This window comes from Acidobacteriota bacterium (assembly GCA_026393755.1).
In the GTDB taxonomy this organism is placed as follows: domain Bacteria; phylum Acidobacteriota; class Vicinamibacteria; order Vicinamibacterales; family JAKQTR01; genus JBAXOX01.
Map to the genome: position 1 here is coordinate 80,054 of JAPKZO010000017.1, position 14,639 is coordinate 94,692.

Annotated in this window: 10 protein-coding genes; 2 read left to right on the forward strand and 8 right to left on the reverse strand. The window is 66.7% G+C overall.

Annotated features, from left to right (window positions below; all coding sequences use genetic code 11):
* Nucleotides 1-131 precede the first annotated feature (131 nt).
* The 5 genes from pepF to NTV05_05995 form a co-directional block, all read right to left on the reverse strand.
* A complete protein-coding gene (pepF, locus tag NTV05_05975) occupies nt 132-1,964 on the reverse strand; it encodes an oligoendopeptidase F (GenBank protein ID MCX6543946.1) in 1,833 nt (610 codons plus the stop codon).
* A 19-nt stretch (nt 1,965-1,983) separates the two neighbouring features.
* Nucleotides 1,984-4,779 carry a DUF349 domain-containing protein gene (locus tag NTV05_05980; GenBank protein ID MCX6543947.1) on the reverse strand — a complete coding sequence of 932 codons (2,796 nt, stop codon included), beginning with the start codon at nt 4,777-4,779 and terminating at the stop codon, nt 1,984-1,986.
* A gap of 17 nt (nt 4,780-4,796) precedes the next feature.
* Nucleotides 4,797-5,258 carry a cytochrome c-type biogenesis protein CcmH gene (locus tag NTV05_05985; GenBank protein MCX6543948.1) on the reverse strand — a complete coding sequence of 154 codons (462 nt, stop codon included), beginning with the start codon at nt 5,256-5,258 and terminating at the stop codon, nt 4,797-4,799.
* A 102-nt stretch (nt 5,259-5,360) separates the two neighbouring features.
* Nucleotides 5,361-6,167 carry an AMP-binding protein gene (locus tag NTV05_05990; GenBank protein ID MCX6543949.1) on the reverse strand — a complete coding sequence of 269 codons (807 nt, stop codon included), beginning with the start codon at nt 6,165-6,167 and terminating at the stop codon, nt 5,361-5,363.
* Between the two features lie 183 nt (nt 6,168-6,350).
* Nucleotides 6,351-6,947: a GWxTD domain-containing protein gene (locus tag NTV05_05995; protein ID MCX6543950.1), complete on the reverse strand. Its 597-nt coding sequence runs from the start codon at nt 6,945-6,947 to the stop codon at nt 6,351-6,353.
* Between the two features lie 336 nt (nt 6,948-7,283).
* On the opposite strand from NTV05_05995, the gene NTV05_06000 reads away from it, so the two are divergent.
* The gene (locus NTV05_06000; GenBank protein ID MCX6543951.1) at nt 7,284-9,971 is read left to right on the forward strand and encodes a M14 family metallopeptidase; all 2,688 of its coding nucleotides are present in this window, start codon (nt 7,284-7,286) and stop codon (nt 9,969-9,971) included.
* Nucleotide 9,972: 1 nt separating this feature from the next.
* Here NTV05_06000 and rsgA read toward each other — a convergent pair whose 3' ends face one another.
* The 3 genes from rsgA to NTV05_06015 form a co-directional block, all read right to left on the reverse strand.
* The gene (gene rsgA, locus NTV05_06005; GenBank protein MCX6543952.1) at nt 9,973-11,061 is read right to left on the reverse strand and encodes a ribosome small subunit-dependent GTPase A; all 1,089 of its coding nucleotides are present in this window, start codon (nt 11,059-11,061) and stop codon (nt 9,973-9,975) included.
* A 307-nt stretch (nt 11,062-11,368) separates the two neighbouring features.
* Nucleotides 11,369-13,060 carry a M28 family peptidase gene (locus NTV05_06010; GenBank protein MCX6543953.1) on the reverse strand — a complete coding sequence of 564 codons (1,692 nt, stop codon included), beginning with the start codon at nt 13,058-13,060 and terminating at the stop codon, nt 11,369-11,371.
* A 21-nt stretch (nt 13,061-13,081) separates the two neighbouring features.
* On the reverse strand, nt 13,082-13,567 hold the full coding sequence (locus NTV05_06015) for an asparaginase domain-containing protein (protein ID MCX6543954.1): 486 nt from the start codon (nt 13,565-13,567) through the stop codon (nt 13,082-13,084).
* 76 nt (nt 13,568-13,643) lie between these two features.
* On the opposite strand from NTV05_06015, the gene NTV05_06020 reads away from it, so the two are divergent.
* Complete coding sequence (locus NTV05_06020) at nt 13,644-14,612, forward strand: metalloregulator ArsR/SmtB family transcription factor (GenBank protein ID MCX6543955.1); 969 nt, start codon at nt 13,644-13,646, stop codon at nt 14,610-14,612.
* Nucleotides 14,613-14,639: the final 27 nt, after the last annotated feature.

Genomic DNA, 14,639 nt, shown 5'->3' on the forward strand with positions numbered 1-14,639 from the left:
GCCGGGGGCCGGGCGAGCGCACGACCTGGGCCGCACCAGCACACAAGTGTGAGCGCAGCCGAGATCATCATGCGGGTTGGGAGGCCCGGACGATACGGGGTTCGCCTCAGGTCGTCCACATCATGGCCCGATCAGTTGATCCGATCGAGCGCCGCGAGTTCGCGCTCGAGCCGGTCCACCAGGTGCTCGAACTGGACGATCACGGCTCTGACGGTTTCCGGCCGGCTCAGGTCGACGCCCGCCTCGCGCAGTTGATCCATCGGGTAGCCGCTGCCGCCGGCCTTGAGCAGGTCGAGATAGCGCGCGACGGCCGCCTCGCGGCGAGCGCCCTCGCCGCCGACGATGCCCTGCACCAGGTGCGCCGCCGAGGCGAAGCAGGTGGCGTACTGGTAGACGTAGTACGGGCTGCCGAAAAAGTGCGGGACGCGGGCCCAGGTCGCCTGGACCAGCGGCTCGTCATCGAACGTGTCGCCGAAGTAGTCGGTCATCAAGTGGCTGTAGATGTCGCAGAGGACATCGGCCGTGATCGGATGGTCCTGCTCCACCAGGGCGTGCGCGCGGAGTTCGTAGTCCGCGAACAGCGCCTGCATGAAGAAGGTCCCGGCGATGCTGTCGATGGCGTGCTGCAGCAGCACGACGCGCTCGCTCGGGTCCGCGCTTCGCGCCAGGAGGTACTCCAGCAGCAGCGCCTCGTTCAGCGTGGACGGCACCTCGGCGACGAATATCGTGTAGTCCGAGTAGACGAACGGCTGGTGCCGATGCGCGAGCACGGTGTGGATGCTGTGTCCCATCTCGTGCGCCAGCGTGAAGACGGCATCGAGGGTGTCGTTGTGGTTCAACAGCATGTACGGATGCACGCCGTAGACCGGCGCCGAGTACGCCCCGCTGCGCTTGCCCTCGTTCTCGTAGACATCTATGCAGCGCGCGTCGAAGCTGCGCCGCACTTCGTCCTGGTAGGCCTCACCGAGCGGCGCGACCGCCCCGACGACCCAGGCCCGTGCTTCGTCGTAGTCGTAGGCGCGCGCAAATGCGACGAGCGGCACGGTGGTGTCGTAGGTGAAGTACCGGTCGAGTCCGAGTGTGCGCTTGCGCAGGCGGTGGTACCGGCGCAACCCCTGCGTGTGCTCCCGCGCAACGGTGATCAAGGTGTTCACCACTGCGGGCGGAATGTTGTTGCCGTGGAGCGCCGCCTCCAGTGTCGACCGATAGCCGCGCGCCCGCGCCTGGAACCAGTCCCGCTGGCAGACGCCGTTGTACAGCGCGGCGTAGGTATTGCGCGCCGCATGGAACGTGCCGAGGTAGGCCGTGAACGCCGCGGCCCGATCGGCCTGCACCCGGGACGTCTCGAGAATCGATCGATACTCGCCGTACGACACCGTCACCGTGCGGCCGTCATCGAGCGTGATGTCGGGGAACCTCGCGTCCGCGGTCGACAGCGCCGAGTATGCGTCGGACGGCGCGCCTTCGAGCCTCCCGGCCAGCGACAGCAGTCGCTCGCCGCCTTCGTCGAGCACGTGCTCCTGCTGCCGGTACACGTTCTCGATCGCGAAGCGGTAGCGCGCCAGATCGGCGTCGGTCTCCATCCACCCCCGCACGGTCTCGATGGGGATGGCCAGCAGTTCGGGACTGAACCACGACGTGGCCTGCTGCCACTTCGACATGAGGATCTGAACCTGCTGGTGGCGGGCGCTGACCTGGTTGTCGCGCTGATCCTCGTCGTGGCGAAGGGCGGGAAACGACGAGACGCGGTACGCCAGCGTGCCGAGGGCATCAACGGACCGGTACGCGGCCATCAGCGACGCGGCCCCCACTCCGAGCGATCCTCGACGCTGAGCGAACGCGTCGACGTCACCCTCGAGGCGCGCGTAAGCCTCCTGCCAGTCTTCCCACGAAGCGAAGATTGGCCGCAGATCCCACTTGACGCTGTCCGGGATCGCCGCACGGTCACGGGTTTGCGGTCTCAGAAAGGTCCTCCCCGCGAGGTCAACGCGCCGGAGGCGCGGTGGGATTGCGCCGCTCGCGCTGGCGGAAGAACCGGTTGCACGCCCGCTGGAACCGATCAGTCAACTCGCGGGCCGAGGCGTCGGGGAGTGGACCGATCCGCCGCCATGCGGCCTGGGCCTTTCGGATTTCCTCTGCCGCGTTGCGCCACTTCGCCTCGTCGTCTGCCCGCCCGCCGATCGTGTTGGCCGCGAGCGCCTCGCGCCACTGTGTCGCAAGAATCGCCGCCGGCGACAGCGGCTCGGACGATCGATCCTCGCCAGCGAGGCCTTCGACCAGCTCACACAGGTGCTCAAGGCGCTGCCGCGTGGTCTCCGGATCCATTTCGCTGCCCTTGAACGCGTCGGCGTGCAACTCGGCGAGCCGGTTCATCGCCTGCGCGAAGCGCGCGGCGAGCGGCTCACCTTCGGCCCGCGGAAGGGTCGGAGCCGAATCCCACTGACGCTTGAGGGTCAGGACGTGCTTCAGGATCCCGTCCTCGGGCACGGTGGCCGGTTCGTCGCCGGTCGGCAGCAGCGCCTCGAGCGTCTGGCACACCTGTTCACGCACGGCCGCCTGACGGGCCACTTCCTGATCGTTGCGGTGCGCGTAGCTGTCGAAGAACCGCTCGCTCGCGCTTCGAAACCGCAAGAGCAGCGACTCGGCGCGGCTGCGTTTGACCGGACCGACCGTGCGCCAGTCCGCCTGCAGCCGCTTGACCTCGGAGAGCGCCTGATCCCAGTCGGTGGTCGCCGCGAGCGCCTCGAGCGCCGCGCAGATCTGCTCCTTCTTCTGCAGGTTGACGGTCCACACCGTCTTGCGTTCCGTCAGGTCCTGCTTGCGACGGGTGAAGAAGTGATCGCAGGCGGCCCGGAACCGCTCCCAGATGGCCTTTTCATGGCCCGGCGTGACAGGTCCAATCGTCTTCCATTGCGCCTGCAGCCCCTTGATGGTCTCGGCGGTGCGGATCCAGTCCGTGGACTCGGCCAGCGCCTCGACCTGTTCGCAGAGCGCCATCTTGGCCTTGAGGTTCGCGTCACGCTCCGTGGCGACGTGTTCGAAGAACGACTCACACCGATCGCGAATCTCGGATTCGACCGTCTTGTAGCGCTCCCAGAGGTCGCGGCCCTTCTCGCGCGGGACGGTTCGGACCTTGTGCCACTCGTCATGAATCTGGCGCAGTTGCCTGGCGACGTTCGCCTGATCAGGCTCCTCGCGCAGGGCCTCGAGCCGGCGGATGAGTGATTCCTGCACGCCGGCGTTCGCCCAGCGCTCCCATTCGTCCGCTTCGCGCAGATCCTGGACCCGTGGAAACACCAGTGACTGAATCGATTTCAGACGCGCGACGATCAGTTGCTGATCCTGGCGGGACGGCAGCGGCCCCGGCGCATCGAGCGCGGCGCGAGCCTCCCGCAGCACGCGTTCGGCGTCACGCAGCGTCAGCCGTTCGCCCTGGGCCACTTTTTCAAGCTGCTCGCTGAGGTGTTGCAGCCGAAGCAGGTTCTCGTGCTGCTGTTTCGAACGGGATTCACGCAGCGCCAATTCGCGCTCGTCAATCTGCGTCTCAAGCCGCTTCACCCTGGCAGCGGTCTCGTCGTCGAGTTCCAGGTTCGGCAGCATCGATGACCAGTCTCGCCGGAGCGCGTTCCACCGCGTCCGGGCGTCGGGAAAATCCGTGGCCGCAAGAACTTGTTCGGCACCCTCGAGCAGTTGCACCAGGTGGGCAACTCTCTCGGCCCGCTGCGCGGGCGTGTCCGCGGCTACGGCATGAACCGGCGACTCCGCAGGCGCTGGCGGCTCCACAGGCACTGGCGGCTCCACAGGCACTGGCGGCTCCACAGGCACTGGCGGCTCCACAGGCACTGACGACGCCACAGGCCCGGGCGTCTCCACAGGCTGAGGGATTTCCTCAGGCTCGGGCGCCCCCGGGGAGTCGGCTGTCGCGATGAGCTCGGACGCCGGAGCGACCGCCGCTTCCGGCGCCTCCGACAACGGACTCTCAACTGCGGCCTCCCCGACAGAAGCGGGCGAGAGCGTCAGAACGTCTGAGGATGGCAGCTGCTGATCATCGTGTTGTGTGGCCACGGGTGTCTCGGACGCCTCATCAACCGGATCGGACTTCAACGTGTGTCCGGCCTGGTCGACTGGCGGATCAGATTCACCGCGCTGGCGCAACAACGCGCGGGCCCGGTGAACCACGGCTTTGTGTTTGGCACGGCTCGCTACCTGGTCGATCGCCTCCCAATCGGACATCCGATCGAGAGCCGCCAGCGCGACATCGCGATGTTCGCTCCGGAGGGCGACCTGCGCCAGTTCGGCGGGATCGTCCAGGCGGTCGAGCGCGGCTCGTGCCACTAACTCGTGGCGCGACTGGCGCGCCACAGCACTCAGGGCCTTGGAATCGCGAAGGGCGTCGACGGCGGCACGGCCCACCGCGTCCAAGGAGGCTGCCTTCGCGAGTGTGAGGTAGATCCGCGCATCGGCCCCGCTTCCCAGGGCATCGAGGGCGGCCCGTCCCGCCGCTTCGTCCGTGGCATCGCCGGCGAGGCTGGCGAGCCGGGCGGCGGCTTCTGTCCGCACACCGGCATCAACGTCCCCTGACGCCACAGAGCCGAGCGTCTCCACGTGGTCAAGCCGGGTGACGGCGGTCTTCCTCACCCGGGCGTCTTCGTCTGCCACCGCCAACTTGGCGAGTGTGTCGCGATCGTCGGCCGTCATCTCGCGCGCCGCCGCGAGACGCACATCCGCATCCGGGTGCTTCCATCGTGGCTGCGATCGCAGTCGGTCGATCAGTCCCATCGCGAGATCACCAGGTGTCAATCCAGGTTTCGAAGTTCTTCATCGAGGCGATCCGTTTCAGCGTCACTCTCGGTCGCGGGCGTGGACGGCGTCGCCGGAGGCGGAGGCGAGGCACCGGCACGCAGGCGGCGCACCACTGCCACGACGAGGCCGACGCTGCCCGCCAGAAACACCCAGGGGAGCACGTACAACGCCGCACTGAAACCGCGCGCTGGCGGCTCGGCCAGAATCCGATCGCCATACTCCGAGACGTACGCGTCGAGAATCTGCTGGCGCGTCTTGTTCTGCGCCAGCAATCGCCGGATGTTGGCTTTGATGTCGTCGGCCGCAGGCGACTGATGGAGCGAAACCTGCTGACTCCAGCAGCACGGCGCAATCAGCATCGCCTCGATCTGCTTGGCCTCCTGCTCGAGCGCCTGCGGATCTTGCGGCGCAGTGGTGAGGACCAGTGCGACGAACAACGATGTCAGAATGCCCATGCAGCAGTCTCGAGAAGATCCCGGCGCGCCCACCCCCCGGAGTGGTCCGGGGAACAGACAAGTGTACCGCAAGCCGGGCACTTCACTCCAGCCGAACCCGGATCAGGTCTGTTCAAACAATTGGATCACGTCGCGCTTCGAGATCTTCCCCATGGCGTTGCGCGGGGGATCGTCAACGATGATCAGGCGGCACGGGAGCTTTGGACCGCCGAGCGTCGCGCGCGCCCACGTTCGAAGCTCGTCCAGGTCAACTCGAGCGTCGCCCTTGGGCACCAGGGCCACACTCACGCACTCGCCCCATGCCGCGTCCGGCGTCCCCACGACAGCACAATCGGCGATGGCAGGGTGCCCGCGCAGTGCGTCTTCGATCTCGAGGGCTGATACTTTCTCGCCGCCGGACTTGATGATGTCCACCGACAGCCGTCCCAGAATTCGGTAGATCCCTTCCTGCACCACCGCGACGTCTCCGGTACGAAACCAGCCTCCGTCGCGAAACGCCTCAGCCGTGGCATCTTCCCTGTTCCAGTATTGACGAAACACGCCGGCACCGCGCACGTGGATCTCGCCAGGAGTGCCCTCGGCGACATCGCGGCCCGGTTCGTCCAACAGCCGCACGTCGATGCCGGGCAGCGGCGTTCCGACGAAACCCGCCCGGCGTTCCCCGACCAGCGGGTTCGACAGCGCCATCCCGATCTCGGTCATGCCGTACCGCTCGAGCAGCGTGTGGCCCGTGATGTCGCGCCAGGCCTGGAGCACGCCGACCGGCAGGGCAGCGGATCCCGACACCATCAGGCGAAGGCGCCTGGCGGCCGCCGACCAGTGCTGCCGAAGATCGGCCGGCGCAGCCTGCCATCCCGCAATCAGTCGCCGGTAGACGGTCGGCACGGCCGTCGAGCAGCACAGACGCAACAGCTGCCGATCGCGTGAGCAGGTCCGCGTAGCTCCACGTGCCGTCGGTGTCGAAGATGGCGGGGCGGTCGCCAAACGCCACGGCGCGGCGAATCAGGGAGCGCTTGGCGGATGCACAGGAATACCATAGCCCAGAACCCGGGCTGACGGCATCGCTTGCGAGCGTGACCACGCTCGCTCAGATCATCGCGCCGCAGCGACCAGGTAGCTTGCTGCCGCCTGATCGAGCAGGCGTTGGAACTGGGGGCTGCCGATGGCCTCGCACTTCGTGGTGAAGCCGAACGACACGCCGTTGGGCGACGGCGGCAACCGAGGGTGCGCACGGTAAATCCAGACCTCGGCCAGTTGATCATCCTGATCGCGGAAGTTGGCAGCCGCGTCGCCGCCGTTGAAGTGCGCGCCGAGAACCATGCTGCGCACCCAATCGGGTGTCCCCAGCAGCACATAGGTCCGCCCGCAGTCGTTCCACGCCCCCTTGTCGTTCACTCGGTAGCGCTTGTCAGCTGCGCGGATGCGGGCTTCGAGTGTTGCACGAACGGCAGTGCCGGCTTCAGCCGTCGCGTCGGTCCTGCGCTTCCAGAACTCGTCGCGGAACGCTGAGCGGTCGGCGGCTGGCACGTTCTTCGCCGCAGCCGCTTCCGACGCCAAGAAGAACGGCCGCACATCATCCACCCAGGCCTGCCACTCCCGATTGGACATCCCGGAGGTTTGTGCAACCCCAACGAGAGTCGTCGTCAGCACCAGGGCGGCGACACACCAGGATGTCCGAGCACGTGTCATAGATTCCCCCCTCCGACAGACGACTGCGCCGATCCTACGCTCGTTTCGCGGGAAGATGACAGACCTGAGCCTGAGCATCAGGCCACACCATGCGCTCATGCCCGATGCACAGAAATACAATAGCGCGCCGGCTCGCAATTGCGGTTGCGTATTTTTGAGGCGATCGGGTGAATAATGCTCGCTCAGCACTAAGTCCCGAGCGATTGCCCTTGCCGCCGGACTGACGAATCGAAGGACTTAGCGTGCGTTTCGCCCGAAGCCAACCGTACAGCCGCGCCTTCGTGGACGCGACGTCCACCGCGAACGGCTGTTCGATCACGAGGAGGGTTCTGACACATGCGCGCTTCACGCCTCGCAGTGGCGATTGGTCTTGGACTGTCCCTGCTGGTGACATCGAGTTCGACGGCGAGGCTGGTGGCCTCTGCCCAGCAGGCTCCAGCGATGCAAACGCCCGAGAAGTTCCTGGGTTTCCGTGTCGGTGCCGACACGAAACTGGCCCGCTGGGACAAGATCGTCGAGTACATGCGGCTGGTCGCCGCCTCATCAGACCGCGTCCGGTTTCGGGAACTGGGCAAGACGACGCAGGGCAATCCGTTTATCGCGCTCGAAATCAGCGCCGCCGAGAACCTGAAGAAGCTCGAGTACTACCGCGGGCTCGAACGCCGTCTCTACTTCCGCGACGGCACGCCGACCGAGGCGCAGCGCGACGAAATCTTCCAGGCGGGCAAGGCGGTCGTCGTGGTGACGTGCAACATCCACTCGACCGAGATCGGCTCATCGCAGATGGTGCTCGATCTGGTGTACCGGCTCGCCACCGACCGCTCGCCGCGCATCCAGCACGTGCTCGACAATGTGATTCTGCTGCTCGTGCCGAGCCTCAATCCGGACGGCCAGATCATGGTGGTCGACTGGTACAACAAGAACCTGGGAACCGAGTTCGAGCCGTCGCAGATGCCGTGGCTGTATCACCAGTACGTCGGCCACGACAACAACCGCGACATGTACATGTTCACCCAGAAAGAGAGCCAGTTGACGGCGAAGCTCCTGTGGCAGGACTGGTACCCGGCTGTCTGGCTCGACGAGCACCAGCAGGGAACCAGCGGCGCACGCATCTTCGTGATGCCGGCCACCGACCCCATCAATCCGAACGTGCATCCACTCATCTACCGATGGAACGGACTGTTCGGCCAGACGCAGGGCGCGGCGCTCGAAGCCGCCGGCAAGGACGGCATCATCTACAACGCCACTTACACGAACTTCTGGCAGGGCGCGATGGCGTGGAGCGGATGGTGGCACAACCAGGTCGGGCTGCTGACCGAGGTGGCGTCGGTGCGCGTCGCCTCGCCGACTGAGCAACGGCGGGCCGAGATGGGAAGACCCCCGGCCCCGGCCCCGGCCGCTGGCGAAGGTGGCGGGCGTGGCGGCGGTGGACGAGGCGGACAGGGCGAGGCGGGCGGCGTGATGCCGCCGCCGACCGACGTCATGCCGCGGACGGAGTATCCGCGGCCCTGGCTCGGCGGCCATTGGACACTCCACGACATCGTCGACTACGAGTTGATCGCGACAATGGCCACGCTCGAATTGGCGGCGGATCAGCGGGAGACGCTGCTGCGGCAGATCTACGAGGTCAATCGCGCGACGATGGACGCCGGCCGGAAGGGCGATCCGTCCGCCATCGTCGTGACGCCATCGACGCAGCACGATCCGGCTGCGGCGTACCGGCTCGTGTCGCGCCTCCAGATGGGCGGCGTCGACGTGTACCAGGCGGACGCGCCGTTCAAGGCTGACGACAAGGACTACCCCGCCGGCACGTTTGTCATCCCGATGACACAGGTGTTCGCGCGGTACGCCAAGGACATGCTCGAGAAACAGACGTACCCGGAGGTGCGCCGCGGCGGCCCCAACTCGCCGCCCGAACCGCCCTACGACGTCACGTCGTGGTCGCTCGGCATGCTGCTCGGCGTGGACGTGACGTTCGTCAAGAAGCCGATCGGTGAGGCCGTGCGCCTGACCAAGGTGGGCGACTCGCCGACGATCGCCGGCGGAGTAGCCGGATCCGGCAAGCATTTCGTGTTCGACTACACCGGGCCGGATGCGGCCATCGCGATCAACCGGTTGCTCAAAGACGGCGCGCGCGTTTCGCTGGTCCAGGCGCAGGACGCGTCGGGCCCGGTGTCGCGCATCGAGGTGACCGGCGCGGCTCCGAAGGCCATGCAGGCGATTGCCACGTCGCTCGGCCTGAAGATTCGCGCCGATGACAAGCCGGTGACGGCAGGAACCGGCCGATCTCTGGCGCTCAAGGCGCCGCGTCTCGCGATGTACCAACCGTGGTCCGGCAACATGGATGAGGGCTGGACGCGCTGGGTGATCGAACAGCACGAGTTCCCGTACACGTCGCTGCACAACGCCGACATCAAAGCGGGCAAGTTGCGCGACAAGTTTGATGTGATTCTGTTCGCGGATCAGCAGCCATCGAGCATCGTGAGGGGCACCGAGGCGATGAGCGTGCGGCCCGAGTACCGAGGTGGCATCGGTGACGAGGGGATCAAGGCGCTGAAGGCGTTCGTCGCCCAGGGCGGCACACTGGTGATGCTCGGCAACGCCTGCGACTTCGCGATCGATCAGTTCCCGCTGCCGGTCAAGAACCTGAAGCGCGGTTTGAGCCGCGATCAGCAGTTCGCGCCGGGCACGATCATGCGCATCCAGGTCGACACGGCTCATCCGATGGGAGCCGGGATGGACGCGAGCACGTACGGTTTCTACATCAACAGCCCGTTCTTCGCCTTGACCGAAGGGTTCGCGTCACAAAAGACGTCGGTCGTGGTGCGGTACCCGAATGCGGATCTGGTCGCCTCGGGCTGGCTCAAGGGCGAGGAGTTGATGACCGGGCGGGCGGCGGTGGTGTCGATCGATCTGGCCCCCGGGCACATCGTGCTGTTCGGCCTGCGGCCGCAACACCGGGCCCAGACGCAGGCGACGTTCCCGCTCCTGTTCAACGCCATCTACCTGGCGGCCGCGCAGTAAATCATTCCCGGGGTTTGAAGTCGCGGATGATCTTCGAGATCGTCCGCGACTGGCGCTTGCGTTCCTGCGCGGCCCGTTCGTCCTGCTGGCCGAGCAGCACGGCCCGCTCCCGCCGCAGTTGACGATAGCTGTCGAGCCGGCTCAGGTCGAGTTGGCCCGCGTCGACTGCGGCCTTCACCGCGCACCCGGGCTCGGCGTCGTGCCGGCAATCGCGGAACCGGCAACCCGCCCCGAGCACCTCGACATCATCGAACGTCGCGTCCATCCCGCCGGCCCCGTCCCACAACTGCAGCTCGCGCAGACCCGGCGTGTCGATGAGCAGCGCGCCTCCCGTCACGACGATGAGCTCGCGCCGCGTCGTCGTGTGGCGGCCGCGTTGATCGCGGACGCGGACTTCCTGCGTCGCCTGCATGTGGTGCCCGACCAGGCGGTTGACCAACGTGGACTTGCCGACGCCGGAGGATCCGAGCAGCGCGATGGTCCGTCCGGGCAGCAGGTACGGATCCAGGACATCGAGGGGTCCGTCCGCCTTCGTACTGACGGCGTGCACCGGGGCCGATTGAGCGACCGACTGGACTTCACGCACTCGACGATCGACGGCGTCACAGAGATCGGCCTTGTTCAGGACGATGACGGGCGCTGCGCCACCGTCTCTGGCCGTGATGAGATAGCGCTCGATGCGCCGCAGGTTGTAGTCGGCGTCGAGGCCCATCATCAGGAACACCGTGTCGATGTTGGCGGCCACCACCTGCTCGGTCGTTTCGCGCCCGGCCACCTTGCGCGAGAACTTGCTCCTGCGGGGCAGGATGGCCTGGATGACGGCGCGGCGGCCCGGTGCGACTGATGCCAAGGCCACCCAGTCGCCGACGACGGGAAACGCGTGGCGCCCGGCGGCGCGATGGCGCAGGCCCCCGGCCACCGTCGCGAGCGACTCGCCATTGGTGGACTGGACCGTGTAGATGTGCTGGTGCTCGAGGGTCACGCGCGCTGCCACCAGGCCGCGCCGGCCATGTTCCTCAAAGTGCTGCTCGAAGTACGCGTCCCAGCCGAGGTCCTGCAGATCCACCGTCGACGAGCCTAGCACATGCACCGGCCGGACCCCATTTCCCTTCTCGACGTCGATGATTGTTGTGTGCTGTGAACGAATCGGCGGTATAGAATCGTCGCGTCAACGCCCCCGTACTGACAACAGCGTCATCATGGAGAAGGACATCATGGCCAAGTGTGGAGGATGCGGAACCGGAAAGAAGGCCGCAGTGAAGAAGACCACAAAGAAGCGGTAGCACGCTCCATGGGGGCAACCCACCGCGGTTGCCCCTCCTCATTCAGCGCGGGCACGGCATGCCGTGCCCCTACGGTTCCCTACCGACTACTGACTACCGACTACTCTCCACCGACTACTTCCCCTTCCCCATCATCTTGTCTCGCCGGGCTTTGAACTCCGTGCCGGGCTTCCACTCGGGAAATGTGGCGGCCTGCGCCAGGCGGTATCCCATCACGTAGTAGATCTGCAGATCCTGGACGGCGCCGCCCATGTCCCAGTCCGGGCGCATGATGTCGGACGGCTGGTGGTAGTGCTGCGCCGTGTACGCGTCCTGGGCCTTGCGGGCCCAACCCGCTGGCTTTCCGATCACCTCTTCGCCACCGCCGGCGTTGATGGCCGGCACGCCCTGTTTCGCGAACGGGAAATGGTCCGACCGGAAGTAGCCGCCGTCTTCCGGTTTCGGGTCGGGAACGAGGTGCCGCCCCTGCCCGGCTGCGGCATCGCGCGCGTAGTCGTCGAGATCGGAGTTGCCTAACCCCACCACGGACAGGTCGCGTGTCTTGCCGTGGATGTTCAGGCCGTCGATGTTGATGGCGGCCAGGGTCTTCGAGAGCGGATAGAGCGGGTTGCGCGCGTAGTAGTCGGATCCCAGCAACCCCTGCTCCTCGGCGGTCACCGCGAGAAACAGCAGCGAGCGCTTCGGGGCAACGGGCAGCGCGGCGTACGCGCGGGCGATCTCGATCATCCCGCCGATGCCCGTCGCGTTGTCGACCGCCCCGTGGTAGATCTTGTCGCCGTTGACGGGCGCCCCGATGCCGAAGTGATCCCAGTGCGCCGTAAAGACGACGAACTCATTCTTGAGCTTCGGATCGCTGCCCGCGACCTTTCCGGCCACGTTGCGCGAATTGATCGTGCGAATCGTATTGGCGATCGTCATCGAGGCGGTGACCCCAAGCGGCACCGGCTTGAACTCCCGGGTGAGGGCCTGTCGCTTGAGCGCCGCGAAGTCCCGGCCGGCGAGCACACAGAGGGCCTTGGCCTGGTCGAGTGTGATCCAGCCTTCGATGGCCGCTCTTCCCGTCCCTTTGTCGGGCATCACCAGGTCGAACTGCTCCTTGATCTTGCCCTGCACGACGGAGAACGGATACCCCGCCGGCCCGGTCTCGTGCACGATCAGCACCGCCGCCGCCTTCTTCTCGGCACCCATCTCGTACTTGTAGGTCCACCGCCCGTAGTACGTCATCGCCCGCCCGCCGAAGACCTTGGGATCGAGCTTCGCCGGATCCTTCGGATCGGGCCCCGGCGGATCGCCCACGAGCATGATCACGGTCTTGCCGGAGAGATTGGCGCCCTTGTAGTCGTCCCACCCGTACTCCGGCGCCTGCACGCCGTACCCCACGAAGACCACGTCAGACGCGTCGATGCTGACGCGCGGCTGCACGCGCTTTGTCCAGGCGACGATGTCGTCCTTGAACTTCAAGGTGCGGGTCGTGGTGCCTCTGGTGAAGGTCAGCGAGGTCGAGGGATCCGGGGTGATGCCGACCAGCGGCACTTTCTGGATGTAGCTGCCGTCAGGGTTGCCGGGCTTGAGGCCAACCTTCCTGAACTGGTCTTCGATGTACGCCACCGTCAGATCTTCGCCGCGGGTGCCTGGCGCCCGGCCCTCGAACTGGTCGGACGACAGCACTTTGACGTGCCCGAGCAGCGCCGGCACGCTGACGACCGGCGACACGACGGGGAGCCTGGTCGCCTGAGCGAGAAGACCCGCGCCAAGCGCGGCCACCAGCAGAACCCCGGTCAGAATGCATGCAAGTCGTTTTGTCATGTTGTCCTCAAGAGGCAGCCATCAGATCGCTTCCTCGAACACCCCGGTCTTGCGGTTCTTCCGCACCCGGTCCCACGGAAAGCAGCGGCCGTTCATCGCCACATAGACACCTGGCGGCAACGTCTGCACGAACGACAGGGCGCTGCCCAGATTGAACAGGCCGTCAGAGCTGCCGAACGCGTACGGTACCATGGCCCCGGTCAGCACGACCGTCTTGTCCGAGACCGACTGCGCGACCGTGCGCGCCGTCTCGACCATCGTGTCGGTGCCATGCGTGATCACGATCTGGGTTTCGGGCGCCTGGCGACAGTTCTGCGCGACCAGTTCCCGGTCGGCCTCGGTCATCTCGAGGCTGTCGACCAGCATCACGGTCCTGATCGTGACGTCGAGCTTGCACCTCCCCAAGCGGAGCATCTCGGGCAGGTGGGATTCGGCGAAGTCCAGCCGCCCGCGAATTTCGTCGTACTGTTTGTCGAAGGTGCCGCCGGTGACCAGAATACGGATCATCGCCCCGCATTGTAGCCCGACGGGGGGAGGCCCAGGGGGTTGCGCATATCACATCACATCATGTAGATTTATGGATATGGTTAAGGCTGCTGTCATCTACCGGCTGCTCGGCGACGAGGTGCGGCTGCGGCTGCTGCGGGTGCTGCTGCGCGAGCGCCTGAACGTGACCGAATTGACGGCCGTGCTCGGCGTGGCGCAATCCGGCGTGTCGCGTCATCTCGGGCTGCTCAAGGACGCGGGCCTGGTCGACGAGGAACCCGCCGGAGGATTCACCTACTACGGGCTGAGCCCTGCCCTCACCAGCGGGCCGCTCGCCAGCCTCTGGGCGCACCTCGACAGCGACGCAGCCGGCATGGGTGGCAGTCCGCTCGTCCGCGGAGACGAGGCACGCCTCCAGGAAGTGCTCCGCGTGAGGCGCGAGAACTTCGACCCGCACGCCTCAGATGCGGGCCGGCTGGTGCCAGGCCGGAGCTGGGCCGCCTGGTCCCGCGCGCTCGCCTGCCTGCTGCCGCCGGTCGAGGTCGCCGACCTCGGATGTGGCGAAGGCTACCTCACGCTCGAAGCGGCCAGGTGGGCGCGCCACGTGATTGCGGTCGATCGGGACCCGGAGGTGCTGCGCAAAGCCCGCGCGCTCGCCCGCAGGCGCGGCGTCACCAATATCATCTGGAGACGTGGCGATATCGAACGGCTGCCGCTCGATTCGGCCAGCGTCGACGTGGCGTTGTTGTCGCAGGCCCTGCACCAGGCCGGGGACCCGGCCCGGGCGGTCGCGGAGGCCGTTCGCATCCTTCGGCCAGGCGGCCGGCTGCTGGTGCTGGAGCTGCGGCCTCACGACCAGACGTGGGTCAAGCAGCGGCTCGGCGACCAGTGGCTCGGCTTCGCCGACGATGCGATTGCGCGCCTGCTGCGAACAGCCGGGCTCGTCGATGTGAGCGTCCAGCTGGGAGCGCGCGGGGCCGGCGGCCCGTTCGCGGTCACCATCGCCTGCGGATGCAAACGTGAACCTGCGCGGCGCGCCCGGCGCGTCCGCACGCCATCACGGTAGTCGTTCGATTCATACGCTCGGCGACGA

What these genes read in the sequence shown, in the direction of transcription:
- NTV05_05980 (MCX6543947.1), bottom strand. Translation starts at nt 4,779, where the DNA reads ATGGGACTGATCGACCGACTGCGATCGCAGCCACGATGGAAGCACCCG.
- NTV05_05985 (MCX6543948.1), bottom strand. Translation starts at nt 5,258, where the DNA reads ATGGGCATTCTGACATCGTTGTTCGTCGCACTGGTCCTCACCACTGCG.
- NTV05_06015 (MCX6543954.1), bottom strand. Translation starts at nt 13,567, where the DNA reads ATGATCCGTATTCTGGTCACCGGCGGCACCTTCGACAAACAGTACGAC.
- NTV05_06020 (MCX6543955.1), top strand. Translation starts at nt 13,644, where the DNA reads ATGGTTAAGGCTGCTGTCATCTACCGGCTGCTCGGCGACGAGGTGCGG.
- NTV05_06000 (MCX6543951.1), top strand. Translation starts at nt 7,284, where the DNA reads ATGCGCGCTTCACGCCTCGCAGTGGCGATTGGTCTTGGACTGTCCCTG.
- NTV05_05995 (MCX6543950.1), bottom strand. Translation starts at nt 6,947, where the DNA reads ATGACACGTGCTCGGACATCCTGGTGTGTCGCCGCCCTGGTGCTGACG.
- NTV05_06010 (MCX6543953.1), bottom strand. Translation starts at nt 13,060, where the DNA reads ATGACAAAACGACTTGCATGCATTCTGACCGGGGTTCTGCTGGTGGCC.